Origin of the sequence: Curtobacterium salicis, from assembly GCF_011759505.1 — a bacterium.
Classification (GTDB): domain Bacteria; phylum Actinomycetota; class Actinomycetes; order Actinomycetales; family Microbacteriaceae; genus Curtobacterium; species Curtobacterium salicis.
On the sequence record NZ_JAAOYO010000003.1, the window covers coordinates 343648 to 369138 of the forward strand.

24 protein-coding genes are annotated in these 25491 nt (G+C 72.4%); 5 read left to right on the forward strand and 19 right to left on the reverse strand.

Annotated features, from left to right (window positions below; genetic code table 11):
• Positions 1-75: 75 nt before the first annotated feature.
• The gene (locus E9228_RS10155; RefSeq protein WP_166780447.1) at positions 76-2583 is read right to left on the reverse strand and encodes a glycoside hydrolase family 65 protein; all 2508 of its coding nucleotides are present in this window, start codon (positions 2581-2583) and stop codon (positions 76-78) included.
• Positions 2580-3350 (reverse strand): HAD family hydrolase, encoded by a 771-nt coding sequence (locus E9228_RS10160; RefSeq protein ID WP_166780448.1) that lies wholly within the window; start codon positions 3348-3350, stop codon positions 2580-2582. Before E9228_RS10160 ends, E9228_RS10155 begins: the two co-directional genes overlap by 4 nt.
• 159 nt (positions 3351-3509) lie before the next feature.
• Here E9228_RS10160 and E9228_RS10165 point away from each other — a divergent pair, with 159 nt between their 5' ends.
• Positions 3510-4862: an APC family permease gene (locus E9228_RS10165; protein WP_166780449.1), complete on the forward strand. Its 1353-nt coding sequence runs from the start codon at positions 3510-3512 to the stop codon at positions 4860-4862.
• 73 nt (positions 4863-4935) lie between these two features.
• Here E9228_RS10165 and E9228_RS10170 read toward each other — a convergent pair whose 3' ends face one another.
• The 6 genes from E9228_RS10170 to hxlB form a co-directional block, all read right to left on the reverse strand.
• Positions 4936-5697, reverse strand: coding sequence for an alpha/beta family hydrolase (locus E9228_RS10170; protein WP_341849858.1), 762 nt, complete (start codon positions 5695-5697; stop codon positions 4936-4938).
• 105 nt (positions 5698-5802) lie between these two features.
• Positions 5803-6402: a PepSY domain-containing protein gene (locus tag E9228_RS10175; RefSeq protein WP_166780450.1), complete on the reverse strand. Its 600-nt coding sequence runs from the start codon at positions 6400-6402 to the stop codon at positions 5803-5805.
• A 172-nt stretch (positions 6403-6574) separates the two neighbouring features.
• Positions 6575-7996, reverse strand: coding sequence for a sensor histidine kinase (locus tag E9228_RS17575; protein WP_341849859.1), 1422 nt, complete (start codon positions 7994-7996; stop codon positions 6575-6577).
• Positions 7989-8666 carry a response regulator transcription factor gene (locus tag E9228_RS10185; protein ID WP_166780451.1) on the reverse strand — a complete coding sequence of 226 codons (678 nt, stop codon included), beginning with the start codon at positions 8664-8666 and terminating at the stop codon, positions 7989-7991. The genes E9228_RS17575 and E9228_RS10185 overlap by 8 nt, the downstream gene beginning before the upstream one ends.
• Positions 8667-8793: 127 nt before the next feature.
• Positions 8794-9423 (reverse strand): 3-hexulose-6-phosphate synthase, encoded by a 630-nt coding sequence (gene hxlA / locus E9228_RS10190; protein WP_166780452.1) that lies wholly within the window; start codon positions 9421-9423, stop codon positions 8794-8796.
• A gap of 20 nt (positions 9424-9443) precedes the next feature.
• Entirely contained in the window at positions 9444-10016 is a 573-nt protein-coding gene (gene hxlB / locus E9228_RS10195; protein WP_166780453.1) for a 6-phospho-3-hexuloisomerase, read from the reverse strand.
• Positions 10017-10129: 113 nt separating this feature from the next.
• On the opposite strand from hxlB, the gene E9228_RS10200 reads away from it, so the two are divergent.
• Entirely contained in the window at positions 10130-10954 is an 825-nt protein-coding gene (locus E9228_RS10200; RefSeq protein WP_166780454.1) for a LuxR C-terminal-related transcriptional regulator, read from the forward strand.
• A gap of 116 nt (positions 10955-11070) precedes the next feature.
• On the opposite strand, the gene E9228_RS10205 is transcribed toward E9228_RS10200, so the two are convergent.
• The 7 genes from E9228_RS10205 to E9228_RS10235 all read right to left on the reverse strand — a co-directional run bounded on the left by E9228_RS10205 (position 11071) and on the right by E9228_RS10235 (position 20095).
• Entirely contained in the window at positions 11071-11760 is a 690-nt protein-coding gene (locus E9228_RS10205) for a response regulator (protein WP_166780455.1), read from the reverse strand.
• A complete protein-coding gene (locus tag E9228_RS10210; protein ID WP_166780456.1) occupies positions 11757-14249 on the reverse strand; it encodes an ATP-binding protein in 2493 nt (830 codons plus the stop codon). The genes E9228_RS10205 and E9228_RS10210 overlap by 4 nt, the downstream gene beginning before the upstream one ends.
• A gap of 114 nt (positions 14250-14363) precedes the next feature.
• Complete coding sequence (gene kdpC / locus E9228_RS10215) at positions 14364-14969, reverse strand: potassium-transporting ATPase subunit KdpC (RefSeq protein WP_166780457.1); 606 nt, start codon at positions 14967-14969, stop codon at positions 14364-14366.
• 2 nt (positions 14970-14971) lie between these two features.
• Entirely contained in the window at positions 14972-17113 is a 2142-nt protein-coding gene (gene kdpB, locus E9228_RS10220; RefSeq protein ID WP_166780458.1) for a potassium-transporting ATPase subunit KdpB, read from the reverse strand.
• Complete coding sequence (gene kdpA / locus E9228_RS10225; RefSeq protein ID WP_166780459.1) at positions 17113-18795, reverse strand: potassium-transporting ATPase subunit KdpA; 1683 nt, start codon at positions 18793-18795, stop codon at positions 17113-17115. The genes kdpB and kdpA overlap by 1 nt, the downstream gene beginning before the upstream one ends.
• On the reverse strand, positions 18795-18884 hold the full coding sequence (locus E9228_RS17580) for a potassium-transporting ATPase subunit F (protein WP_111074018.1): 90 nt from the start codon (positions 18882-18884) through the stop codon (positions 18795-18797). Before E9228_RS17580 ends, kdpA begins: the two co-directional genes overlap by 1 nt.
• 233 nt (positions 18885-19117) lie before the next feature.
• Positions 19118-20095, reverse strand: coding sequence for a helix-turn-helix transcriptional regulator (locus E9228_RS10235; RefSeq protein ID WP_166780460.1), 978 nt, complete (start codon positions 20093-20095; stop codon positions 19118-19120).
• A 101-nt stretch (positions 20096-20196) separates the two neighbouring features.
• Here E9228_RS10235 and E9228_RS10240 point away from each other — a divergent pair, with 101 nt between their 5' ends.
• Positions 20197-20613, forward strand: coding sequence for a VOC family protein (locus E9228_RS10240; RefSeq protein WP_166780461.1), 417 nt, complete (start codon positions 20197-20199; stop codon positions 20611-20613).
• 44 nt (positions 20614-20657) lie between these two features.
• On the opposite strand, the gene E9228_RS10245 is transcribed toward E9228_RS10240, so the two are convergent.
• Positions 20658-21500, reverse strand: a complete 843-nt coding sequence (locus E9228_RS10245) for a putative RNA methyltransferase (protein ID WP_166780462.1) — start codon at positions 21498-21500, stop codon at positions 20658-20660.
• A gap of 36 nt (positions 21501-21536) precedes the next feature.
• On the opposite strand from E9228_RS10245, the gene E9228_RS10250 reads away from it, so the two are divergent.
• Together E9228_RS10250 and E9228_RS10255 are read left to right on the forward strand one after the other, a co-directional pair.
• A complete protein-coding gene (locus E9228_RS10250; protein WP_166780463.1) occupies positions 21537-22151 on the forward strand; it encodes a CG0192-related protein in 615 nt (204 codons plus the stop codon).
• Between the two features lie 103 nt (positions 22152-22254).
• Positions 22255-23193 (forward strand): aldo/keto reductase, encoded by a 939-nt coding sequence (locus E9228_RS10255; RefSeq protein ID WP_341849860.1) that lies wholly within the window; start codon positions 22255-22257, stop codon positions 23191-23193.
• Between the two features lie 52 nt (positions 23194-23245).
• On the opposite strand, the gene E9228_RS10260 is transcribed toward E9228_RS10255, so the two are convergent.
• Genes E9228_RS10260 through E9228_RS10270 form a run of 3 tightly spaced genes read right to left on the reverse strand, consistent with a single transcriptional unit; the run spans position 23246 to position 25457 of the window.
• The gene (locus E9228_RS10260; protein ID WP_166780464.1) at positions 23246-23443 is read right to left on the reverse strand and encodes a hypothetical protein; all 198 of its coding nucleotides are present in this window, start codon (positions 23441-23443) and stop codon (positions 23246-23248) included.
• A gap of 48 nt (positions 23444-23491) precedes the next feature.
• Positions 23492-23761 (reverse strand): hypothetical protein, encoded by a 270-nt coding sequence (locus tag E9228_RS10265; RefSeq protein ID WP_166780465.1) that lies wholly within the window; start codon positions 23759-23761, stop codon positions 23492-23494.
• 34 nt (positions 23762-23795) lie between these two features.
• On the reverse strand, positions 23796-25457 hold the full coding sequence (locus E9228_RS10270) for a serine/threonine-protein kinase (protein ID WP_166780466.1): 1662 nt from the start codon (positions 25455-25457) through the stop codon (positions 23796-23798).
• Between the last annotated feature and the right edge of the window lie 34 nt (positions 25458-25491).

The window sequence follows — 25491 nt, forward strand, 5'->3', positions numbered from 1 at the left end:
GCCCGCCCCGCCCTGGACGGGAGTCCAGGCGGAGGCGGGCATCGGTGTCGGACGGAGGGCGTGCCTCCCGGCCGGTCAGGCGGTGGTGTCCTCGTTCTCCATGTCGCGTTCCAGCGAGATCGTCGGGATGGAGGCGGTGATCACCGAACCGTCGGCGCGGAGCGTCCCCTGGATGTCACTGGTGGTGGGCGCGTGGCCGGCCATCCGCGGACCCTGGTGCGGCAGCGGGACGACGGTCGGCTCGCCCGGACGCACCTCGATCTGCTGGTTGTGGACCCACGCGTCGAAGCCGTCACCGGTCTCGACCGTGAAGGTCAACGCCTGCTGCTCGAGGTCGACGCGCACCCGCGACCCGTGCACCGTCATCCGGTACGTCAGGCGGTCCCAGTCGATCGGCAGGCGTGGGTTGAACGTCAGGCGGCCGCCGTGGTCGCGCATGCCGCCGAAGCCGTTGACGAGCGCACCCCAGATGCCGCCGGTCGACGCGATGTGCACGCCGTCGGTGGTGTTGCCGTGCAGGTCGGCGAGGTCGACGTAGAGCGCCGTTTGGAAGTACTGGCCGGCGAGCTCGTGGTAGCCGACCTCGGCCGCCATGATCGACTGCACGACCGCCGACAGCGTCGAGTCACCCGTCGTGAGGGCGTCGTAGTAGTCGAAGTCGCGACGCTTCTCGGCCGGCGTGAACTCGTGGCCCTGCAGGAACAGGGCGAGCACGACGTCGGCCTGCTTGAGCACCTGGAACCGGTAGATGACCAGCGGGTGGTAGTGCAGCAGCAGCGGGCGCTTGGACTCGGGCGTGCGCTCGAGGTCCCACAGCTCCTTGTCGAGGAACTGGGCGTCCTGCGGGTGGATGCCGCGGTGCGGGTCGAACGGGATCTCCATCGACTCGGCCGCGCGCTCCCAGTTCTCGACCTCGGCGTGGTCGAGGCCGGTCCGACGGATCATCCGCGCGTACTCGTCGGGGTCGTCGACGGCGAGCTGCCGGCAGGCGTTGACGGCAGACCACAGGTTGGCCCGTGCCATCACGTTCGTGTACATGTTGTCGTCGACGACGGTCGTGTACTCGTCCGGTCCGGTGACACCGTCGATGTGGAACTTCTGGTCGCCGTTGGAGCGCCAGAAGCCCAGGTCCTCCCACAGGCGGGCGGTCTCGACGAGGATGTCGATCGCGCCGCGCTTCAGGAAGTCCGTGTCGCCCGAGGCTCGCACGTACTGCATGAGGGCATGGGCGATGTCGGCGTCGATGTGGTACTGCGCGGTGCCGGCGGCGTAGTAGGCGCTGGACTCCTCGCCGTTGATCGTGCGCCACGGGAACAGGGCACCGCGCTGGTTCAGCTCGCGCGCCCGGGCGCGTGCGGCGTCGAGCATGTTGTAACGGAAGCGGAGCGCGTTCCGAGCGACGATCGGTGCCGTGTACGACAGGAACGGCAGGACGTAGATCTCCATGTCCCAGAAGTAGTGGCCGCCGTAGCCGGAGCCGGTGACGCCCTTCGCCGCGATGCCGTGGCCGTCGGTGCGGGCCGTGGCCTGCGCGAGCTGGAACAGGTTCCAGCGGACGGCCTGCTGCACCTCGGGCTGGCCGGCGATCTCGACGTCGCTGCGCGCCCAGTAGTCGTCGAGCCACTTGCGCTGCTGCCCGAAGACCTCTTCCACGCTCTCGTACTTCGCGCGGTCCAGGGTGCGGTCGCACCGGTCGGCGAGCTCGCGCGCCGGGACGCCGCGGGACGTGTGGTAGACCACGCTCTTGACCAGGCGGATCGGCTGCCCGGCCTTCGCCTGCACCCGGTAGACGTGCTTCGCCAGGTCGTCCTCGATGCTCGAGGTCTCGTCCCAGCTGTTCTCGGTCTCGAGCCGGTGCTCGACGCCGACGCAGATCGTCATGCCGGAGCTCGTCGCCTGGTAGCCGAGCAGGGAGCGCGAGCCCGCGTTCCGCTTGAGTCGCGGCTGCAGCACCCGGTCGGTGAAGGACTCGGCCTTGCGCGGGTCGAACGCCGCCGCGGCCGCCTTCATGCCGGCGTGGTACTCGTCGGCGACGTCCTGGCGGTTGAGCACCTGGCTCGAGAGCAGGACGGAGGCGTCGTGGTCGAGCATGGTGACCTCGTAGTCGATGACGGCGAGGTGCCGCTCGACGAAGGACACCAGGCGCCGGGAGCGGATGAGCACCCGCTTGCCGGACGGCGTCGACCACTCGGTCTCGCGCAGCAGGTAGCCGCCGCGGAAGTCGAGCCGACGGCTGTGGCGGAGGATGTCGGCCTCGGACAGGACGAGCGGCTCGTCGTCGACGTACAGCCGGATGACCTTGGCGTCGGGGACGTTGATGATCGTCTGGCCGGTCTTCGCGAACCCGAACGCGGTCTCGGCGTGCCGGATCGGCCAGGTCTCGTGGAAGCCGTTGATGTACGTGCCGTACTGCACGCCGCCGCGGCCCTCGTCGAAGTTGCCGCGGAGCCCGAGGTAGCCGTTGCCGACCGCGAAGTTCGTCTCGTCGACGCCCTGCTCGTCCGCGTACTCGGTCTCGATCAGCGCCCACTCGTCGACCGGGTACCGGACGCGGTCGAGGGGGTCGGAGGTGATGGGGTTCATGCGGTCTTTCCGGAGTCGGCAGGAGACAGGTCGGGCAGGAGGTCGGCCAGGTCGGTCACGACGACGTCAGCACCGTGCTCGCGGAGGGCGTCGGCACCGGCACCGCGGTCGACGCCGATGACGAGGCCGAACGCCCCGTTGCGGCCGGCTTCGACACCGCTCGTGGCGTCCTCGACGACGACGCACTGGGCGGCGGTCAGGCCGAAGCGGGTCGCGGCGTCGAGGTAGGTGTCGGGTGCGGGCTTGCCGGCGAGGCCGTCCGCCCGGGCGACGGCACCGTCGACGATGACGTCGAAGCGGTCGATGATGCCCGCGGTGCGGAGCACCTGCTTCGCGTTCGCCGAGCTGGAGACCACGGCGACCTCGTACCCGGCGTCGATCGCGGCGGTGAGGAACCGCACCGAGCCCGGGTACGGCGAGACCCCGTGTTCCTGCAGTTCGGCGGTGAACTCGGCGTTCTTCCGGTTGCCGAGCCCGCAGACGGTGTCGAGCGTCGGGTCGTCGTCCGGCGTTCCCTCGGGCAGGTCGATGCCGCGGGCCTCGAGCAGCGAGCGCACGCCGTCGTACCGGGGCTTCCCGTCGACGTACGCGAAGTAGTCCTGCTCGGCGTACGGCGCGACTCCGTGGTGCGCGAGGTACGGCGTGAAGAGGCGACTCCAGGCACGCATGTGCACCTCGGCCGTGGGCGTCAGCACGCCGTCCAGGTCGAAGAGGAGGGCTCGCTGGTCAGCGAGCGGTGCAGGGGTTCGCCGATCCGTCGACGTCATGGGCAGACCTTCCAGGGGAGCGGTGTCGAACACGATTGCTGCGGGGTCAACTCTAGGACCGCTCCGCCGCGCCGTGTTCCAGGCCGGGAGCGCGCCGCGCACGTCCGGGGAGCGCGGAACTGGACCGCCGTCCAGCCGGTTCCCGGGACGCTCGCGGACATGACCACTGACACCTCAGCGCCGCCGCAGGACGGGTCCGGATCGAAGCTCAAGCAGGCGATCACCGGTCCCCTGCTGTTCCTGTTCATCCTGGGCGACGTGCTCGGCGCGGGCATCTACGCCCTGATGGGCACCCTGTCGAAGGACGTCGGTGGGGCGCTCTGGGCGCCGCTCGTGCTCGCCCTGCTGCTGGCCCTGCTGACGGCGGGCTCGTACGCCGAACTCGTGACGAAGTACCCGAAGGCCGGTGGCGCCGCGGTGTTCGCCGAGCGCGCGTACAAGGTGCCGCTGGTGTCGTTCCTGGTCGGGTTCTCGATGCTCGCCGCCGGTGTCACGAGTGCTGCGGGCCTGTCGCTCGCCTTCGCCGGGGACTACCTCGGCACGTTCATCGACGTCCCGCCGGTGCCGGCCGCGATCGTGTTCCTGGCCCTCGTCGCGTGCCTCAACGCCCGCGGCATCTCGGACTCCCTGCGGAGCAACGTCGTCATGACGATCATCGAGCTGTCCGGTCTCGTCATCGTCATCGTCACGGTCGCCGTGATGATGGGCGGCGGCGGCGGTGACGTCTCACGCGTCGGGGCGTTCCCCGCCGAGGCGAACCCGGCCCTCGCGACCCTCAGCGCGGCCATCGTCGCCTACTACTCGTTCGTCGGCTTCGAGACGTCCGCCAACGTCGCCGAGGAGGTCCGCGAACCCCGGAGGGTCTACCCGCGCGCGCTGTTCGGCTCCCTCGCCACGGCCGGCGTCGTCTACGTGCTCGTCGCGCTCGCCAGCTCGATCGCCCTGCCCGCGTCGGAGTTGTCCGACTCGAGCGGCCCCCTGCTCGCGGTGGTCGCTGCGACCGGCGTGCCGATCCCGGACTGGGTGTTCAGCATCATCGCCCTGGTCGCGGTGGCGAACGGCGCCCTGCTCACCATGATCATGGCGAGCCGCGTCACCTACGGCATGGCCGAGCAGCGACTGCTGCCGCGCCTGCTCGGCAAGGTCCTGCCGAACCGGAAGACCCCGTGGACGGCCATCATCGCCACCACCGTGGTCGCGATGCTCCTCACCCTGGTCGGGGACGTCGGCACGCTCGCCGAGACCGTCGTGCTCCTGCTGCTCTTCGTGTTCATCAGCACGAACGTCGCGGTCCTCGTGCTGCGCAAGGACGAGGTGGAGCACGAGCACTTCCGGGTGTGGACGTTCGTGCCCGTGCTCGGTGTCGCGTCCTGCATCCTCCTGCTGACGCAGCAGAGCGGGCAGGTCTGGCTGTACGCGGCGGTCCTGCTCGCGGTCGGCGTGGTCCTGTACCTCGTGGCCCGTGCGACGCGGGGTCGCGACCGCACCGACTCGGAGACGCCCGCTCGGTGACGGGGGTGGGGCGTGCCTCCCGGCCGGTCGGGAGGCACGCCCCGTGTCCGCCACGCACCCCCGTTCGTGCGCGTCAGCGCAGGTCGCGCACCCAGCTCTCGACCGCGGCCGTGATCGCTCGACGTGCCTCGTCGGGGCTGATCGTCGCGGTCAGGTCGCCCGGCTGCGCGCCGTACGCGCCGAAGTCGGCGTGGTTCGCGCCCGTGACCTGCGTCATCGTCGCGTCGGCGGGGAGCTCGTCGCGGGCTGCGGCGACCTTCTCCGGCGTCGACAGACCGTCGCGCGAACCGGAAACGCTGAGCACGTCGAGGTCGCTGTCCGACAGGTCGTTCGCGCAGTAGCTGCCGAACAGCAGCAGACCGGCGACGTCGGGGTCGTCCGCGAGCTGGCAGGCTCGAACGCCGCCGAGGGAGTGGCCGCCGACGGCCCAGGTGCGGACCTCCGGGGCGTGCGCCTGGAAGACCGAGAGGGCCCGGGTGTCGAAGAACGCGAGGTTGAGGGTCGGCTTCGTGATGACCACCGTCGTGCCGTCCGCGACCACCTGCCGGAAGCTCGCCATGTAGGCGTACGGGTCGACCTTCGCGCCGGGGACGAACACGACGCCGACGCCGTCCGGGGTGCCCGTCGGGGTCATCACGACGGAGTCGCCCGCGTCGCGGACCGACACCCGGTCGTCCCGCCAGACGGTCAGGGCCGCTGACCGCGTGCCCGGCATGACGATGTGCGCCCAGACGAGGAACACCAGGACCAGCACGAGCAGGACGGCGACGATCCACCCGCCGATCCGCAGCACGCGGTGTCGACGGGCTGGAGTGGTTCGTGCCTCGGTGCTCACCCCGCCGACGCTACTGCCACCGCCTGACCCGCAAGACGCAACCCGAGCGACGCCCCGCAACGGTATGTCGTTGCGGGGCGTCGCCGGGGTTGCGTTCCGCGGGGGTCAGTCGACCGTGTTCGTGACGACCTCGCCGCTGCCGGCGTCGATGCGGATGCTGTGCTCGGTGCCGGACGCGTCGCGGACGTCGCCCTCCCAGACGACCGCGCCGGCGTGGTCGTCGAGGCCGAGCTCAGTGACCGTGCCGGAGACGGTCTCCGTCAGGGCGGAGGCGGCCTGTGCGACCGACAGGTCGGCGGCCGCGATGAACCGCTTCGCCTCGGCGACGTCGTCCGCGTCCGAGGTCTCCTTCGTCGGTCCGGCGGTGGTGCGTCGGCCGTCGGCGTCGACGTGGACCTCCTGCTCGTCGCCGTCGGAGGTGACGACGAGGACCTCCCACGAGGTGCCGCCAGCCTCCTGCTCGATCGAGGTGACGGTGCCGGAGCCGACGGCCTTCCGGGCGGTCGCGGCGGCGGCGGCCAGGGCGCTGTTCCCGGCGGTGGCGGTGCTGCTGTCGCTCGGAACGACCGACGGCGCGGAGGCTGCGGCCACGTCGTCGCGGTCGTCGTCGTCCGACGAGCAGCCGGTGAGCGCCAGGGCCCCGACGAGCGGGAGTGCGGTGATCAGGGCGATGCGGCGGGCGGTGGTCTTCGTCGTGGTCTGCATGTGACCAACCCTGGGCAACGGGCACTGAAGCAGACCTGAAGCGACCTGGGGCGACGCCTGGCGCCGGCGGGCCGCCCGGCTGCCCGGGCCCGGTCCCCGGCCCGAACCCGGTGCCAGGTCCGTGTCCGGCTGTCCGGTCCGGCCCGTGCCCGGCCCGACCCGGTCCGGTCGCTCAGTCGCGCAGCAGCGGCAGGCGCACCGAGAACCGCGCTCCCCCGCCGGGCGCTGCCGACACGGCGACGCTCCCGCCGTGCCCTCGGACGACGGCGTCGACGATCGCGAGCCCCAGCCCCGAGCCACCGGCGTCCCGAGCACGCCCCTCGTCGAGCCGGACGAACCGCTCGAACACGCGGGCCCGGTCGGTCTCCGGGATGCCGTGCCCGTTGTCGTCCACGCTGAGCACCGCGCTGTCGCCGTCGGTCCCGAGCGCGACGACGACGGTGTGCTCGGCGTGCCGGACGGCGTTGTCGACGAGGTTCCGCACCATCCGGCCGAGCAGCCGGTCGTCGCCGCGGACCCGCGCCGGGGTCACGCCAGAGACGTCCACCCGCACGGCTGCACGCCCGTCCGTCCGCACGGCCGTTCCGTCCGGACGCCCGTCCTCACGCCCGTCCGTCCCGTGGACGGAGCGTGGTCGGGACGCCTCGGTGAACACGAGGTCGTCGAGGTCCACCGCCCGGTCCCGGTCGCGACCGCGTTCGTCGACGCGGGTGAGCAGGAGCAGCGACTCGACGAGCTCCTGCAGCCGGGCGCCCTCGTCGAGCACGACGTCGGCGAGGTCCGTGGTGCCGGTGACCTCCGGATGGGCGCGGGCGACCTCGGCGTGCTGCCGGATCGTCGCGAGCGGAGAGCGCAGTTCGTGTGAGGCGTCGGAGACGAACTGCCGCTGCGCCTGCTGCGACGCCTCGAGCCGTCCGAGCATCCGGTTCATGGTCGCGGCGAGCCGGTCGACCTCGTCGCCGGAGCCGGGCTCGTCGACACGGGCGTGCAGGTTCGTGCCCTCGACCTCGTCGACCTCGCGGCGCATCCGGTCGACCGGACGCAGGGCCCGTCCGACGACGAACCACGTCACGAGGGACATCAGCGCCACGACGACGGGGACCGCCACCACGAGCAGGACGCTGACGGTCCGGACCGCGGCGTCGGCGTCCTCGAGGGGTGCGCCGACGACCAGGGTGCCGTCGCCACCACCCGGCAGGTCGACGTCGTCGGCCACGAGCAGCCACCGATCGCCGTCATGCCGGGAGCGAGACTCGTCGGCGGTGTCGAGCGGCCGGCTGGGGCTGTCGTCGGCGCGGGCGAGCACCCGACCGTCGGCGTCCTGCAACTGGGCCAGCACGTCGTCGTCCTCCGCCTCCACTGCGGCTGCGCCGTCGGCCTCCACACGGGCGCTCAGGCCGTCGAGGGTCTGCTCCGCAGCGGTCCGCACACCGTCGGACAGTGAGGTGCGGAGGACCCCGACGAAGGCGACGGCTCCGATGGCCAGGGCGACGAGGACGACGAGAGCCGCGCCTCCCGTCGCGCGTGCGCGGATCGACGCGGGCCGACGCGACCGGGCAGGCGGACGCGACCGGGCCGCCGTGCGCTCAGCCACCGTCGGCGTCGAGGCGGTACCCGGCCCCGCGGACGGTCTCGATGGCGTTCCGGCCGAACGGGCGGTCGACCGCGCGGCGGAGGTGCCCGACGTACACCTCGACGATGTTCGGGTCGCCGGTGAAGTCGTCGTCCCAGACGTTCGCGATGACGTCGCGCTTCGACAGCACCTGCCCGGGATGCCGCATGAGGTACTCGAGGACCGTGAACTCGCGGCTGGTCAGGTCGAGCAGGGCCTCGCCCCGCCACACCCGTCTCGCCGCCGGGTCCAGTCGGAGGTCCCCGGCCTGGAGGACCGTGGGCCGTTCCCGGGACCCGCGCCGGACGAGCGCACGGAGACGCGCGACCAGCACGGGGAACGAGAACGGCTTCGTCACGTAGTCGTCCGCACCGGCGTCGAGGGCGTCGACCTGGTCCCACTCGCCGTCCTTGGCGGTGAGCATGAGCACCGGGGTCCAGTCCTGTTCGGCGCGGAGGGTCTCACAGACCTTCCAGCCGCTCATGCCGGGCATCATCAGGTCGAGGACGATGGCGTCGTACGGGTTCTCGCGGGCGTACCAGAGGCCGTCGACCCCGTCGTGGGCGACGTCGACGGCGAAGCCCTCGGCCTGCAGCCCGTTCCGGATGCCCTCGGCGAGCCGGACCTCGTCGTCGACCACCAGCACGCGCATCGTCCGAGCATGGCGGGGTGGCCTGAACCGCCGCTGAAGCCCGGCTCCCCGCGAAACGCAACGTCGGCGACACCCCGCAACGGAATACCGCTGCGAGACGTCGCCGACGTTGCGTCTTGCGGAAGGACTACGCGGCGTCGATCGCGGCGCGGATCTCGGCGGCGGCAGCGCCGACGTCCGAGGCGCTGTAGATCGCGCTGCCGGCGACGGCGACACGGGCACCGGCGGCCTTGACCGAGGCGACCGAGGACGCCTTCACGCCACCGGCGATCGAGAACGGCACGCCCGAGGCCTTGCCCTCCTCGAGCAGCGTGTCGAAGGTGAAGCCCTCTTCGGCCTGCTCGTCGAGGCCGGCGTGCACCTCGACGAACTCGACGCCGAGCTCGGTGACCTCGCGGGCACGGGCGGCCTTGTCGGGGACGCCGATCAGGTCGACGACGATGCCCTTGCCGTGCTTCTTCGCCGCGGCGACCGCGCCGACGATGGTGCTGTCCCCGGCGACGCCGAGCACGGTGACGAGGTCGGCGCCCGCCTGGAACGCCATGTCGGCCTCGAGCTCACCCGCGTCCATCGTCTTGAGGTCGGCGAACACGATCTTGTCCGGGTGGGCTTCCTTAATCGCCGTGATGGCGGCGACGCCGGCGCTCTTCACGAGCGGGGTGCCGAGTTCGAGGATGTCGACGTGCGGTGCCGCCTGGGCGGCGAGCTCGAGGGCGGTCTCGGTGGAGAGGGTGTCGATGGCGAACTGGAGCTGCATGGTGGTTCCTTCCGAAGGGGTCATTCGAGGTTGGCGTGCCGCGGCCAGAGGTCGTCGGCGGAGTGCCCGCTGCGCTGCCACAGCGCGTGGAACAGCGCGTCGCCGAGCAGGACGACGCCCTGCTCGAAGAGGCTGCCGGCGTACTGGACCGAGGCGGTGCCGGAGCGGTCGGTCTTCGTCGCGGCCGGCAGCACGAGGGTGACCTCGGCCAGCTCGGCGAGCGGCGACGACGCGGTGGTCGAGACGGCGACGACCTGCGCGCCGACGTCCACCGCGGTCCGTGCGGCCTGCACGATGCTGCCGGTGGTGCCCGACCCGCTCGCGGTGAGCAGGACGTCGCCGGACTCGATGGCGGGGGTGGTGACCTCGCCGACGACGTGCACGTCGAGCCCGAGGTGCATCAGCCGCATCGCGGTCATCCGCAGCGCGAGCCCGGACCGTCCGGCCCCGTGCACGAACACACGCTCGGCACCGTCGAGCAGGTCGAGCGCCCGGTCGGCAGCAGCCTGGTCGCCCTCGGCCACCCCGTCGACGAGGTCGTCGAGTTCGTGGCTGACGAGGTCGAGCGCCGCAGCGAGCGTGTGTGTGGTCATGCAACAACAGTGCTCCCCCGCACCTGCGGGTGCCGCTACCCGACACGGCGGGCGTCCCACCCGTTCGGACGGCTCCCCGTCCGCCGACGGGCAGGGCGGGTAGGTTCGTCCAGATGGACACGCAGCCCGGCCGGGAGGCACGGATCACCCCCGCCGACCACGCTCGCCTGCTCGCCGACCAGGCCGACCGCCACACGCTGACGCTCGAGTCCGTGCTGGCAGTGCTCCGCTCACCCCGCGTCGGTGACGCCGCGGCCCGGGCCGAGGCGGTCGAGATCGCCTCGGCGGCGCTCGTGGACCTCCGGACGTCGACGGACCGGCAGCGCGAGGTCCTGCTCGAGCCGGTCGCCGGGGCGTTCTCGCGCCTCCGGGCCGACCTGCGCCCCCTGGTCCGGTTCGGGGACCTCGACGTGCAGTTCGTCGAACCGCCCGCGAACGGTCGCGCCCTGCCCGGGGACGTCGCGCACGCCGCCCGAGCGGTGGTCCGGACGGCGGTGCTCACCCTGGTCGACGAGGGCCGGGCGAACCGTGTCCGCATCCAGTGGGACTGCGACGGCCGGAACCTGCTCATGCAGCTCCGCGACGACGGTGCCGGGACGCACGACGTCCAGGACGACGCGATGCGGCCGATCGCCGAACGGGTCGCGGCCCTGGCCGGGCAGATGCGGGTCGACTCGACGCCCGGGTGGGGATCGGTGATCGACGTGACGGTGCCGCTCGACCCACCCGTCCCGGTGACGCCGGGGCCCGAGGACTCCGACCTGACGCCGCGCGAGCTCGACGTGCTCCGGCTCGTGGCGACCGGGGTCGGCAACCGGGAGATCGCGGACGGCCTCGGCATCACCGTGAACACGGTGAAGTACCATGTGGCGAACCTGCTCCGGAAGCACGGCGCCCGGACCCGTGCGGAGCTCGCGGCGCACGCGCACGCCGGCTGAGCTGTCGCAGCACAACAGGAACCCCTTCGGACCACGGGATGCCACGGCGCGAGCCGGACCCGGTTGCGCGGATCCGATCGGCGCCATGCGACACGACACCGAGCCGCCGCGTCGGATCAGCCGGCCGGCGCGAACCGGTAGCCCATCCCCGCCTCCGTGACCAGGAACCGGGGGTGCGACGGCTCCGGCTCGAGCTTCCGCCGCAGCTGCGCCATGTAGAGCCGCAGGTACCCGGAGTCGGTGCCGTGCGTCGGGCCCCACACCTCGGTGAGGAGCATCTCGCGCGTCAACAGCCGGTCGGGGTTCGTCACGAGGACCTCGAGCAGCCGCCACTCGGTCGGGGTCAGCCGGATCGCGGGACCGTCCGGCGCGGTGACCTGCTTCGCGACGAGGTCCACCACGAGGTTCCCGATCCGGATCGTCGGCGTCGCTTCCGTCCCGCTCGCCGGTGCCCGTCGCCGGCCGAGGGCCCGCAGTCGTGCCAGCAGCTCGTCCATCTGGAACGGCTTCGTCACGTAGTCGTCGGCACCGGCGTCCAGGGCGTCGACCTTGTCGCTCGAGTCCGTCCGCCCGGACAGCACCAGCACCGGTACCTGCGACCACCCGCGGATGCCCTCGAGCACCCCGATGCCGTCGAGCCGGGGCATGCCGAGGTCGAGCAGCACGATGTCCGGGCGCTCGGTGATGACGGCGTCGATCGCGGCCCGACCGTCACGGGCGGTGACGACGTCGTAGCCCCGGGCACCGAGCGTCACGGCGAGCGCCCGCACCAGCTGCACGTCGTCGTCCGCGATCAGGACCTTCATCTGCCCACCACTCCCAGGTGTCCCGCGATCGGCAGGCGCACCACGACGGTGAGCCCACCGCCGGGGGTGTCGTCGACCTCGATCGTGCCGCCCATGCCCTCGGTGAACCCGCGCGCGAGCGCCAGGCCGAGTCCCAGTCCGGTCTCGTTGTCCGTGTCCCCGAGCCGCTGGAACGGCTGGAACACGTCTTCGCGCCGGTCCTCAGGTATCCCCGGGCCGCGGTCGGCGACACGGAGTTCGACCCCGCCGGCGAAGGCGCTCGCCGCGATCCGGACGCGCTCCCCGTCGGGTGAGTACCGGACGGCGTTGGCGAGCAGGTTCACGACGACGCGCTGCAGCAGCACCGGGTCGGCGAGGACCGGCGGCAGTTCGGCGGGCAGGTCGAGGTCGACGTCCTCGGGGCCGAGCTCGAGTTCGTCGAGTGCGGGGGCGACGACCGTGTCGAGTGCGGTGGGCACGGGGGCGGCGGCGAGCACTCCGGCCTGCACGCGGCTGACGTCGAGCAGGTCGGCCAACAGGACCGCCAGCTGACGGAGGCTCTCGTCGGCGGTCGCGAGGAGCGCCTCCCGGTCGGCCTCGCCCAACCGGACGTCGCGTGCGCGGAGCGACTGGACGGCGGCGCTGGCGGCGGCGATCGGCCGGCGCACGTCGTGGCTGACGGCGGCCAGGATGGCGCTCCGCACCCGGTCGACGGCGGCGATGCGTTCCGCGTCGACGGCGGTGCGGGTGAGTGCCCGGTGTTCCAGCGCGGCGTCGAGCTGCTGCTCGACGACGCGCAGCAGCCGCCGCTGGGTCGGGTCGTCTGGTGCGCCGGCGAATTCGAGGACGGCACCGGACGGGAGGGTCGTGGCCGCGTCCGGCACGTCGCCGAACGTCCCCGACGTGGCGGGCACCTCGTCGCCCTGGCGGACCCGGACGCCGGCGAAGCCGAAGGCCTCGCGGGTGCGCTCGACGAGGGCTTGGAGGGCGTCGTCGCCGCGGAGGACACTGCCGGCGATCCCGACGAGGAGCCCCGATTCGGCGGCGGCCCGGCGTGCCGTGCGGGAGCGTCGCGCGGAGCGGTCGACGACGAAGCTGACGAGCACGGCGCTGACGACGTACATGACGAGGGCGAACAGGTGCCAGGGCTGCTGGACGGTGACCTGGTGCAGGGGTCGGACGAAGAAGAAGTCGAGACTCAGTCCGGACAGGACGGCGGCGAACACGGCGGGCAGCATGCCGCCGATCAGGGCGACGACGAGCACGAGCAGCTGGTAGGCGAGGACGTCGACGGTGATCGAGTCGGGGTCGTCGGTCAGGCTGAGGAGCCAGGTGAGGACCGGTCCGGCGACCAGGGCGAGCAGGAACGCCGCCACGATCCGGGAGCGGGACAGGCTGCCGCCGAGCTTCGGCAGGGCCAGGCCGCCGCCGGCGCGTTCGTGGGTGACGACGTGCACGTCGATGTCGCCGGATTCCCGGATGACGGTGCTGCCGATGCCCGGGCCGGTGAGGGCCGCGACGAGTCGGCTGCGGCGACTGATGCCGATCACGATCTGGGTGGCGTCGACGGAGCGGGCGAAGCGGACCAGGGTGGTGGGCACGTCGTCGCCGACGACCTGGTGGTAGGTGCCGCCGAGCTGTTCGAGGAGGGCGCGCTGCTTGCCGAGGGCACCAGGGTGGCGTTCGCGGAGGCCGTCGTTCGTGGTGACGTGGACGGCGGCGAGCTCCCCGCCGGCCGAGCGGGCGGCGATGCGGGCCCCGCGGCGGAGCAGGGTCTCGCCCTCGGGTCCGCCGGTGAGGGCGACGAGGACGCGCTCCCGGGTCTCCCACCGGTTCGCGATGCCGTGTTCGGCGCGGTAGCGCTTGAGGGCGTCGTCGACCTCGTCGGCGAGCCAGAGCAGGGCGATCTCGCGGAGGGCGGTGAGGTTGCCGAGGCGGAAGTAGTTCGACAGGGCCGCGTCGATCCGGGTGGCCGGGTACACGAGCCCGTCGGACAGTCGGTCGCGGAGGGCCTGCGGGGACAGGTCGACGACCTCGATCTGGTCGGCGGCGCGGACCACGGCGTCGGGGACGGTCTCACGCTGGACGGTGCCGGTGATCTCGCGGACGACGTCGCCGAGGGACTGCATGTGCTGGACGTTGACGGTGGAGATGACGTCGATGCCCGCGGCCCGCAGTGCTTCGACGTCCTGCCAGCGCTTCTCGTGCGGGCTGCCGGGGGCGTTCGAGTGCGCGAGTTCGTCGACCAGGGCGACCTCGGGACGGCGGGCGAGGACGGCGTCGAGGTCCATGTCGTCGAGCGCGACCCCGCGGTGTTCGACCGTGCGGCGTGGGACGACCTCGAGTCCGTCGATGAGGGCGGCGGTGGCGGCGCGGCCGTGGGTCTCGACGACGGCGACGACCACGTCGCGGCCGTGGTCGGCCATCCGGCGGCCCTCTTCGAGCATCGTGTAGGTCTTGCCCACGCCGGGGGCGGCGCCGAGCAGGACCCGCAGCTTCCCTCGCTTCACGCGCTCATCCTCTCGCGTCGTGGTGGTTGTCGGTTCCGCAAGACACCGGTGTTCGTCGGTCGCGCCGCGGGATCTCGCGGCTCGATGCACGAACACCGGTGTTTCGCGGGGGGGTCAGCCGAGCTTCGCCAGCGCCAGGTTCAGCTCGAGGACGTTGACCGCCGGCGAGCCGAGGAACCCGAGCTGCCGGGACTCGGTGTGCGCGGCGACCAGGGCCCGGACCCGGGCCTCGGAGACCCCGCGGGCCGAGGCCACGCGGGACACCTGCAGGGCCGCGTACTCCGGGCTGATGTCGGGGTCGAGCCCCGAGCCGGAGGCCGTCAGCGCGTCCGCCGGGACCTCGGACGCGGGCACGCCGTCGGCCTTGGCGATCGCGGCACGTCGTTCCTCGATCGCCGTGGTCAGGTCGGGGTTCGACGGGCCGAGGTTCGACCCGGACGAGGCGTTCGCGTCGTACCCGTCCTCGCCGGCGGCCGACGGGCGGGACTGGAACCAGCGGGCCGCGTCCTTGCCGGTGAACGACTGCCCGATCAACGACGAGCCCACGGCGGTGCCGGAGGAGTCGGTGACCATCGAGCCGTTCGCCTGGTCGTGGAAGGCGGCCTGCCCGACGCCCCACACCGCGAGCGGGTAGGCGACGCCGAGGACGACGGTGGCGAGGACGATGAGGCGGACGGCCACACCGGTGGAACGGAGGAAGGAGCGAGAAGAGGAAGCCATGACTAGAACCCCGGGATGAGACCGACGACGAGGTCGATCAACTTGATACCGATGAAGGGGACGACCACGCCGCCGAGCCCGTAGACGAGCAGGTTGCGACCGAGGATCGACGACGCCGAGGCTGCGCGGTACTTGACGCCACGCAGGGACAGCGGGATGAGCGCCACGATGACGAGCGCGTTGAAGACGATCGCCGACAGGATCGCCGACGCCGGGGAGTGCAGGTGCATGATGTTCAGCGCCCCGAGGCCGGGGAACGTCGCCTGGAACATCGCCGGGATGATGGCGAAGTACTTGGCGATGTCGTTGGCGATCGAGAACGTGGTCAGGGCACCACGGGTGATGAGCAGCTGCTTGCCGATCCGGACGACGTCGATGAGCTTCGTCGGGTCCGAGTCGAGGTCGACCATGTTGCCGGCCTCCTTGGCCGCGGTCGTCCCGGTGTTCATCGCCACGCCGACGTCCGCCTGCGCCAGGGCCGGGGCGTCGTTCGTGCCGTCACCGGTCATGGCGACGAGGTTGCCGCCCTCCTGCTCCCGGCGGATCAGTGCGAGCTTGTCCTCCGGGGTGGCCTCGGCGAGGTAGTCGTCGACGCCGGCCTCGGCCGCGATGGCCTTGGCGGTGCGCGGGTTGTCGCCGGTGATCATCACGGTGCGGATGCCCATGCTGCGCAGTTCGGTGAACCGCTCGGCCAGACCGTCCTTGACGACGTCCTTGAGGTGCACGACGCCGAGCAGCTGGACCGTGCCGGCAGCGTCACGTCGGCCGACGACGAGCGGCGTTCCGCCCTGGTCGGAGATCTCCGTGACGGTCGCGTCGATCGCCGCCGCGACACCGGCGTCGCCGGTGTCGGCCCATGCGAGCACTGCGGCTGCAGCACCCTTCCGGACCGAGGACCCGTCGGGCAGGTCGACGCCGGACATCCGGGTCTGCGCCGTGAACGGCACCTCGACCGCGCCGGCCGGGAGGGGCGTGGAGACCCCGGCGGCGAGCGCCAGGTCCACGATCGAGCGGCCCTCGGGCGTCCCGTCCGCGGCACTCGAGAGCGCTGCGGCGGCCATCAGCTCCGGCTCGGTCACGCCCGGCACCGGGACGACCCGGGAGGCGCGGCGGTTGCCGTACGTGATGGTGCCGGTCTTGTCGAGGAGCAGCGTGGTGATGTCACCGGCGGCCTCGACCGCGCGGCCGGACATCGCCAGGACGTTGTGCTGCACGAGCCGGTCCATGCCGGCGATGCCGATGGCGGAGAGCAGCGCTCCGATGGTGGTCGGGATGAGGCAGACGAGCAGCGCGATGAGCACCGTGATGCTGACGCTCGAGCCGACGAGTCCGGCGATGGGCTGCATGGTGAGGCAGACGATCACGAAGACGATCGACAGCGACGCGAGCAGGATGTTCAGCGCGATCTCGTTCGGCGTCTTCTGGCGGGCGGCGCCCTCGACCAGGCGGATCATCCGGTCGATGAACGTCTCGCCCGGGGTCGAGGTGATGCGCACCACGATCCGGTCGGACAGCACCCGGGTACCGCCGGTGACGGCACTGCGGTCGCCACCCGACTCGCGGATCACCGGGGCGGACTCTCCCGTGACGGCGGACTCGTCGACCGAGGCGATGCCGTCGACGACGTCCCCGTCGCCGGGGATCACCTCGCCGGACACGACGACCACCAGGTCGCCCTTCGCCAGGTCGACCGAGGCGACGTCCTCCGTCCCGGCGGACAGCGCGGCCGGGTCGGACGCCGAGTAGCCGACGACGCGGCGGGCGCTGGTCGTCGAGCGGGTCTTGCGGAGGGTGTCGGCCTGGGCCTTGCCGCGCCCCTCGGCGACGGACTCGGCCAGGTTCGCGAACACGACGGTCAGCCAGAGCCAGACGGCGATGGCGACGGTGAAGGAGGACGGGACGGGCGCGCCGGAGTCGGACGCGCCTCCCGACCGGGTGAAGGGCTCGACGACGGCGGTGACCGTCGTCAGGGCGGCTCCCACCTCGACGATGAACATCACCGGGTTCTTCCACATCAGCCGGGGGTCCAGCTTCCGGAACGCACCCGGGAGGCCCGCGGCCAGTTGCCGGGGTCCGAAGGCCGACGAGCGTCGGCCCGGTTGCTCAGCGGTGTGCTGCTCCGTCTCGGGAGTCAGGGTGGTCATCAGGACAGTCCTTCTGCGAGCGGGCCCAGTGCGAGCACCGGGAAGTACGTGAGTGCGGTGACGATGACGGCGACGCCGCCCAGGAGCACGATGAACAGCGGCCGGTGCGTGGGCAGCGTGCCGACGGTCGCCGGCACCTTGTCCTGCGACGCGAGCGACCCGGCGAGCGCCAGGACGAACACCATCGGCACGAAGCGACCGAGCAGCATCGCGACGCCGAGCGCGGAGTTCATCCACGTCGTGTTCGCGGTGAGGCCACCGAACGCCGAGCCGTTGTTGTTGCCGGCGCTGGTGAAGGCGTAGAGCAGTTCGGACAGGCCGTGGTTGCCCGGGTTGAAGAGCGACGTGCCGAGCACCTGCTCGCGGACGCCGGGGATCAGGAGCGACAGCGCCGTGCCGGTGAGCACCACGGTCGGGGTGACCAGGATGTACAGCGCGGCGTAGGTCATCTCCTTGGCGCGGATCTTCTTGCCGAGGTACTCCGGCGTGCGGCCGACGAGCAGACCACCGATGAAGACCGTGATGACGGCGAGCACGAGCATGCCGTACAGGCCGGAGCCGACACCGCCCGGGGTGACCTCGCCGAGCATCATGTTGATCAGCGCCATCATCCCGCCGAGCGGGGTGAAGCTGTCGTGCATGGCGTTCACGGCGCCGGTGGACGTCGAGGTCGTGGCGGTGGCGAACAGGGTCGAGCCGAGGATGCCGAAGCGGACCTCCTTGCCCTCCATCGCGGCTCCGGCGGCGTGCGTCGCGGACCCGCCACCGGCGAGTTCGGCGATCGACATCGCGGCGAGGGACACCAGGAAGACACCGCTCATCACGGAGACGATCGCGGTGCCCTGGCGGGTGTCGCCCACCATCTTGCCGAAGGTGCGGGGCAGCGAGAACGGGATGACGAGCATGAGGAAGACCTCGAAGAGGCTCGTCCACGCCTGCGGGTTCTCGAACGGGTGGGCGGAGTTGACGTTGAAGTACCCGCCGCCGTTCGTGCCGAGCTCCTTGATGGCCTCCTGCGAGGCGACGAACCCGTGCGGGAGGTGCTGCGTGCCACCGGCGAGGGTGCTGACGTCGGTGCCGACGCCCCACGACTGGATGACGCCGCCCGCGACGAGCACGAGTGCGGAGACGAACGCCAGCGGCAGGAGCAGGCGGCCGGTGCCACGGACCACGTCGACCCAGACGTTGCCGAGCGTGCCGGACTTCCGACGGGCGAACCCGCGGACCAGGGCGACGGCGACGGCGAGACCGACGGCGGCGGACAGGAAGTTCTGCACCGCCAGGCCGGCCATCTGCACGGTGTACCCGACGGTGGCCTCGGGCGAGTAGGACTGCCAGTTCGTGTTCGCCACGAACGACGCCGCGGTGTTGAACGCGAGCGCGGGGCCGACGGCGGGCAGGCCGAGGTCACCCGGCAGCACCACCTGGATGCGCTGGAGCAGGTAGACGAGCAGCAGTCCGGCGACGCTGAACAGCAACACGCCACGGAGGTACGCGGCCCACGACTGCTCGGCGTCGGGGTCGACGCCGATCAACCGGTAGACGCCACGCTCGATCCGACCGTGGCGGGTGCTCGTGAAGACACGGGCCATCCAGTCACCGAGCGGCCGGTGGGCCACGACGAGGAGCAGCACGAGGAGGGCGACCTGGGCGATTCCGGCCCAGGTCTGCGCGGCGCCCATCAGAACTTCTCGGGGCGGACGAGCGCCCAGACGAGGTACACGACAGCGGCGAGGCCGAGGACGGCGGCGGCGATGGTGATGGCGATCACAGTCGCTCCACCCCCTTGGCGATCAGTGCCACCACGCCGAACACGGCGAGGACACCGGCGACGACGAAGACGTCGAACACGTGGGACTCCTGGAGATCGAGGTGCCCGCGGCAGCTGCCGTGGACCGCACCGGTTGTGGTGCAGTCCGATGGTGGCTCCGGCCGTGCCCGTGCCCGTCGGTCCTAACGGTTCCCTGACGGCCCCGTGGGTGACACGTGCAGTGCCCTAACGGCTCACTCCGTGGCCGCGGAGCGGAGGCGGTCGGCCACCTCCTGCGCCGCGTCCCGCAGGGCATCGGGCCCGGTGACGACGAAGTCGGCGTCGAAGCCGGCGAACAGCGCCGCGAGGGCGGGCCACGACCACGAGCCGGCGGTGAGCCGACAGGTGCCGTCGGGGAGCGCCTCCAGGACGGCGTCCTCGGCGAGGTACGGCGCGATGACATGCGCCGACACCTGCAGCACGGCCGAGCCGACGCAGGGCCAGACAGGCCCGTCTCCGGCCGGGTCCGCGCCACGGAAGCGAGCCGCGACGAACGCCGCCGGGTCACTGCCCGGGACGTCACGCGGCACGAACGGGAGGCCCGTGGGCACCTTCGGCAGGATCCGGTCCACCCGGTAGGTGCGCCAGTCCACCGCGTCGGTGTCCCAGGCGAGCAGGTACCAGCGGCCGTTCCGTGCGAGGAGCGCGTGGGGTTCGACCCGTCGCGGCGGCCGGTCGTCATCCGCTCCCGGCGGCCACGCGGGGGTGTACCCGAACCGGAGGACCGTGCGGGTGCGGACGGCTTCGCTCACGGCGACGAGCACGCCCGGGTCGACGACGACCGCGCCGGGCGTGGTGACGACCTGGACGGCGTCGATGCGGTGGCGGAGCCGGGACGGCATCACCTGCCGGACCGTCGTCAGCGCGCGGGCGGCCGCCTCGGCGATGTCGGCGCCGGATGCCGGTGCGACGGCGAGCGCCAGGGCGATGGCGACGGCCTGGTCGTCGTCGAACAGCAGCGGCGGCAGGTCCGACCCGGCGGACAACCGGTAGCCCCCGGCCGGTCCGCGGAGCGCCTCGACCCGGTAGCCGAGTTCGCGGAGTCGGTCGACGTCCCGCCGGACCGTGCGCGGACTGACGTCGAGGCGTCCGGCCAGGTCGGGTCCGGACCACTCGCGGCGCACCTGCAGCAGGGACAGCAGCGAGAGCAGTCGGGAGGACGGGGCGGGCATCCCCTGAGCATGCCAGCAGGAGCGGACAGGATCTGACCGCATCTGACGGGATGCTCCTCATGACGAGGACGACCGGTCCTCGCAGACGACGAGGAGTCGACATGACCATCACCACCATCCCCCACGTGAACTTCGACGGACAGGCCGCCGCGGCGCTGGCGTTCTGGGGTGCTGCGCTCGGCACGGAGCCGGTCGTCGTGACCTACGGGCAGAGCGGCGCCGTCGCCGACCCGGCCTGGGCGGACCGGGTCGTCTGGGGTCAGGTCACCTCGGCGAGCGGCGTCCGCGTGATGGCGTTCGACGTGTGGCCCGGACAGCCCTACGACCAGGGCACGAACAGCGCGTACGTCTACCTGGTCGGCACGGACGAGGACGAGATCCGGTCGGTGTGGGACGGCCTGCAGGAGGGCGCCGAGGTCCGGCAGCCGCTGGGGTCGTCGGCGTGGTCGCCCCTCGCCGGACAGCTCCGCGACCGGTTCGGTGTCGTCTGGGCGCTGGACGTCCCCGCGCAGTCCTGATCCCGCCGGGCCGGGTGGACCTCGCGTGCGCCCGGTCCGGGTCCTCAGCGCACGGGCGTCCAGGTGCTGACGCGCACCGCCGCCGTGACCGTCTCCGGTGCGAACTGCGTGTCCGGTGCCACGTGGTGGTGGCTCGGCCCCATGTGCACGACGTCGTGGACGTCCTCGGCGGTCAGCGCCATCGTCCACGTCAGGTCCTCGCTGGACCGCGGGGTGAACGCGGGCGTCAGGCTGTCGTGCAGACGCCGCTCCTTCTCGGGGTCGACGCTGATCGTCGCCGCCGCGAGCTCCGCCAGGTGCCCTGCTCGGGGCGTGACGACGACGAGCACACCGTCCGGGTGCAGCACCCGGGCGTACTCGTGCTGGTTGCGGGGCGCGAAGACGTCGAGCACGACGGCTGCGGCCTGGTCGACGACCGGGAGGCGCTCGGTCACGTCCCCGACGACGGCCCCGACGCGCGGGTGGATGCGCGCCGCGCGGCGGACGGCGACGGCCGACAGGTCCAACGCGACCCCGAGCCTCCCGGCCGGACCGCCGTCCGTGGTGTCGTCCTCGCTCCCGCCGCCGAGGGCGTGGGCGAGGTAGGTGCCGGGTCCGGAGCCGACGTCGAGGACCACGCCCGGCGCGGTCGCCCCCGCGACGAAGCGCATGAGTGCCCGCTCGACGGGCGCGTAGTGACCGTGCCCGAGGAAGCGGAGCCGTGCGTCGACCATCGCCGGGGTGTCCGCGGTCAACGCCCGACGCTTCGCGGGCAGGAGCGTCAGGTGGCCCTGCTTCGCCTCGTCGTACCGGTGCCCGTTCCCACAGCCCGCCTGACCCGGGGCGGTGCGGGCGAGCGGCTCGGCGCACACCGGGCACGCGAGCACGGGCAGCAGGTCGTCACGCACCGGTCCAGGGTACGGGCGTGCCGGTAGGTTGCCGTCATGGCCGTCATCCACGAAGCGACCCTCACCCCCGGCAAGATCGACGCGATCAGCGCCTGGTTGCCCCGACAGCCGTGGAGCGGTGTCCCCGCCGGCACCACGGTGGAGCAGGTCGGACGCTTCCGGTTCGACGACCCGGACGGCCAGGTCGGCGTGGAGACGTACCTCGTGCGCGCCGGCGACGGTCCCGTCCTGCACGTGCCGTTGACGTACCGCGGTGCGCCGCTCGCCGGTGCCGAGGCGTTCCTCGTCACCGAGATGGAGCACTCCGTCCTCGGCCACCGCTGGGTGTACGACGCCGTCGGCGACCCGGTGTACGCCGACGTCCTGCGGCGGGCGATCGCCACCGGCGGCCACGAGGCGGAACTCGAGCGGGCCTCCGGGCCGGGCACCTACGAGAAGGAGGGTCGAGCCTCCGGCGACGGCAGCGACCCGACCTCCCCGACCGTCACGTCGATCGACGCCCGTACCGAGGGCACGGTCACCACCGTCGCGACCGGCCACGGGACGCTCGCCGTCCTGCGGGTGCTCGGGAACGACGTCCCCGCCGGTGCGAGCCTCACGGCCGGCTGGAGCACCGACGGCTCGGCGGTCGTCGCGGTCCTGCTGCCGTAGTCCGGCCGCTCGGCGGTCCGCAGTGCGCCGGACGGTCCGTCGCGCGCTGGCGGGTACGGCCAGTGCCTGGCTCGCACGGGTGCCCACTGGCAGGATCGGTCGGGTGAAGACACTGGAGTTGCCACAGACGGACCTCACCGCATCCGACGTCGTCGTCGGCCTGATGCGGATCAACGACATGAGCGACGAGGACATCCGGTCGCTGTACGCCGCCTCGCGCGACGCCGGCGTGACGATGTTCGACCACGCGGCCGTCTACGGCGGCTGGCACGGCTGCGAGGAGCGGTTCGGCGCCGCGGTCACGCTGTCCCCGGCGGAGCGGGCCGAGATCGTGCTGCAGACCAAGGTCGGCATCCGCCCGACGAGCAACGGCGCGTACTTCGACTTCTCGTACGAGCACATCATGTCCTCGGTCGAGGAGTCGCTCACCGCCCTGCGCACCGACTTCATCGACGTCCTGCTGCTGCACCGCCCCGACGCCCTCGTGGAGCCGGAGGAGGTCGCCAAGGCCTTCGACGAGCTGCATGCGGCCGGCAAGGTCCACCACTTCGGCGTCTCGAACCACACCCCCGGGCAGGTCGAGCTGCTGAAGAAGTCCGTGCGACAGCCGCTCGCCTTCAACCAGGTGCAGCTGAGCATCACGCACGCGAACGTCATCACGCAGGGCCTCGTCGCCAACATGGGCGGACTCGACCAGGCCATCGACCGTGACAACGACATCCTCAACTACTCGCGGCTCAACGACGTGACGCTGCAGGCGTGGTCGCCGTTCCAGAAGGGCTTCTTCGACGGCGTCTTCCTGGGTGACCGCGAGCAGTACGCGGAGCTGAACGACGTGCTCGAGGAACTGGCCACCGCCCACGGCGCCACCCCGACCGGGATCGCCGTCGCGTGGATCACCCGCCACCCCGCGCACTTCCAGGTCGTCCTCGGCACGACGAACCCGCAGCGCGTCCGGGACTCGGCCGCCGGGTCGGACATCGAGCTGAGCCGCGAGGAGTGGTACCGCGTGCTCACCGCCGCGGGGCACACCGTCCCCTGACGGCCGGGCACATCCGGGACACGGGGCACCCGGGGACGACGTGCCGGCGCGGCTAGTCCGTCGGTGCGTCGTCCTCGTCGGGCTCGCGCGGGGGCAGGGCCGCTGCGGGGTCCGCCGTGCCACCGGACACCACGTCGAACCGGATCCCGAGCACCGCCGGGTCCTCGTCGATCTCGAGTCCGTCGCCGCTGACCTGCTCCTCGGGGATGGCGAGACCCTTCGAGGGGTCGAACGCGCTGCTCATCGACATCCGACGAGCATGCACCGGCGACCCGGGAGTCCCCGCAACGTCCCCTGGCTAGGCGCCGAGGTCGTCCGCGTGCAGCCGGTCGCCGGCCTGCGGGCGACGGAAGACCGGGCCACCGCCGGCCTCGTCCTCGTCGTCGTGTCGGACCGGGGAGTCGGCCGGGTCGCCGGTCGCGTCCGCTCCGGTGACGTCGCCGCCGGACGGCTCGGAGCCCGAGGCCGTCGGACGTGACTCCTCGACCTCGAGTTCGTCCTGGTCGGAGCCGTCCACGGGGACGTCGCTGCCCTGCTGCTGGGGATCGAACGGTGCACTCATCGACATGGGTCGAGTGTGCTCCGCCGAGGTGAACAGCAGGTCAGCCTCGACCCTTGTTGTGCCCCGGCGCCTCGCCCGACTTCCCGGGGCCGGTCGCGCCCCCGGCGCCGGTCGCGCCACCGGGGCCGCCCGCGCCGCCGGTGACCGGAGCCTGCTCCGAGGTGGTGTCGACCCCGGTGTCCAGCGGGTCCTGCACGGGCAGCGTCGTGTCGGTGCCCGGCTCCGGAGCGGTCGTCGGCAGCGGGTCTGTCGGTTCGCTCGACTCGTCCGCCGGCTGCGAGGGCTCGTCGGAGGGCTCCTCCTGCGCCGGCTCGGAGGGCTGTTCCGACGGTTGCTCGGCCGGCTGGCTCGGCTGCTGCTGCACGGGCTCGCTCGACTCGTCCGACGGCTCGGAGCTCGGCTGCTCATCGGTCGGCGCGGTCTGCTGCGTCGACTCGGTCGGGGTCGGCGTCGTGCTGTCGTCACGGTTGAAGGCGACGGCTGCGATGACGATGCCCGCGACCAGCAGCACCGCCAGGATGATCAGCGGCAGCACCCAGCGCTTCCGCCGGGGCTCGTCGGGGTCCGTCCCGATCGGTCGGGCCGGGGCAGCGGTCCCGCCGCCGCTCGTGCCGCCGGCACCCGGACCCGCAGCCGCGGCCGCCGGCGTGCCGAGGATCGTGGTCGCCACGTCGTCGTCCGCACTCCGCGCCGGCTGGGCCTGGGTGGGCAGCCGACGGGTGGCGTCGTCCGGACGGGAGGCCCCACTCACCGGCATCTGGCGCGTCGCCTCGTCCGCGGACGCGGCTCCGGCACCTGCGCCCACCGCGGCAGCGGCAGCACCGGCCACCCCAGCACCGGCCGCGGCGCGCGTGAGTGCCCCCGGGCCTCCCGGCAGGAGCTGCGTGGCGGGGGCGACCTCGTCCCGACCGAGTGCACGGAGGCGCGCGGCCGCCTCGGCGGCGGACGGCCGGTCTTCGGGGTGCTGCGCCGTCATGACGTGCAGCAGCGTGCGCCACGCCGTGGGCAGGCGCTGGTCGATCTCGGGCGCCCGGGCGAGTCGGGCGGTGGCGGCCTCGACCGCGCTGCCCTCGTACGCCTGCTTGCCGGTCAGGGCCTCGAGGAGCATCAGGCCGAGCGCGTAGACGTCCGCTTCGCCGGTGACGGGCTGGCCGAGGACCTGCTCCGGAGCGAGGTACGCGGCCGTGCCGATGACGGTCCCGGTGCCGGTGACACGGGCGGCGTCGCGGAGCAGGGCGATGCCGAAGTCGGCGAGCTTCACGTGCTCGCCGTCCTGCTCCAGGAGGACGTTCGCGGGCTTCACGTCGCGGTGCACGATGCCCTGCGCGTGCACGGCGGCCAGCCCCTCGGCGACCTGCGCACCCACGCGGGCCGTGGTCGTCGGGTCCAGCGGACCTTCACGCAGACGGGTGGCGAGGTCGCTGCCGGGGACGAGTTCCATGACGAGGAACGAGTCGCCGTCGGCGTCGTCGAGGGCCGCGTCGAACAGGGTGACGAGGTTCGGGCTGCGGAGACCGGCGAGCACCTGGATCTCGGCCTCGGCACGTGCCCGCTCGCCGTGGTCGACGGGTCCGATGCGGAAGAGCTTGACCGCGACCTCTCGTCCGAGCTGCTCGTCGACGGCGCGGTACACCGATGCCATCCCGCCGTGCCCGAGGGTGCCGGTCACCCGGTACCTGCCGCCGATCAGCCGTTCTTCCATGCGGCGAACCTACCGGGCCGATCTGACGAGGGCG

Coding starts and splice junctions, on each gene's coding strand:
- E9228_RS10235 (WP_166780460.1), bottom strand. CDS start 20,095: ATGCCCGCCCCGTCCTCCCGACTGCTCTCGCTGCTGTCCCTGCTGCAG.
- kdpC (WP_166780457.1), bottom strand. CDS start 14,969: ATGGCTTCCTCTTCTCGCTCCTTCCTCCGTTCCACCGGTGTGGCCGTC.
- E9228_RS10155 (WP_166780447.1), bottom strand. CDS start 2,583: ATGAACCCCATCACCTCCGACCCCCTCGACCGCGTCCGGTACCCGGTC.
- E9228_RS10265 (WP_166780465.1), bottom strand. CDS start 23,761: ATGTCGATGAGTGCACCGTTCGATCCCCAGCAGCAGGGCAGCGACGTC.
- hxlB (WP_166780453.1), bottom strand. CDS start 10,016: ATGACCACACACACGCTCGCTGCGGCGCTCGACCTCGTCAGCCACGAA.
- E9228_RS10250 (WP_166780463.1), top strand. CDS start 21,537: ATGGCCGTCATCCACGAAGCGACCCTCACCCCCGGCAAGATCGACGCG.
- E9228_RS10260 (WP_166780464.1), bottom strand. CDS start 23,443: ATGTCGATGAGCAGCGCGTTCGACCCCTCGAAGGGTCTCGCCATCCCC.
- E9228_RS10165 (WP_166780449.1), top strand. CDS start 3,510: ATGACCACTGACACCTCAGCGCCGCCGCAGGACGGGTCCGGATCGAAG.
- E9228_RS10200 (WP_166780454.1), top strand. CDS start 10,130: ATGGACACGCAGCCCGGCCGGGAGGCACGGATCACCCCCGCCGACCAC.
- E9228_RS10205 (WP_166780455.1), bottom strand. CDS start 11,760: ATGAAGGTCCTGATCGCGGACGACGACGTGCAGCTGGTGCGGGCGCTC.
- E9228_RS10185 (WP_166780451.1), bottom strand. CDS start 8,666: ATGCGCGTGCTGGTGGTCGACGACGAGGTCCGGCTCGCCGAGGGCATC.
- kdpA (WP_166780459.1), bottom strand. CDS start 18,795: ATGGGCGCCGCGCAGACCTGGGCCGGAATCGCCCAGGTCGCCCTCCTC.
- E9228_RS10175 (WP_166780450.1), bottom strand. CDS start 6,402: ATGCAGACCACGACGAAGACCACCGCCCGCCGCATCGCCCTGATCACC.
- E9228_RS10270 (WP_166780466.1), bottom strand. CDS start 25,457: ATGGAAGAACGGCTGATCGGCGGCAGGTACCGGGTGACCGGCACCCTC.
- E9228_RS10160 (WP_166780448.1), bottom strand. CDS start 3,350: ATGACGTCGACGGATCGGCGAACCCCTGCACCGCTCGCTGACCAGCGA.
- hxlA (WP_166780452.1), bottom strand. CDS start 9,423: ATGCAGCTCCAGTTCGCCATCGACACCCTCTCCACCGAGACCGCCCTC.
- kdpB (WP_166780458.1), bottom strand. CDS start 17,113: ATGACCACCCTGACTCCCGAGACGGAGCAGCACACCGCTGAGCAACCG.
- E9228_RS10240 (WP_166780461.1), top strand. CDS start 20,197: ATGACCATCACCACCATCCCCCACGTGAACTTCGACGGACAGGCCGCC.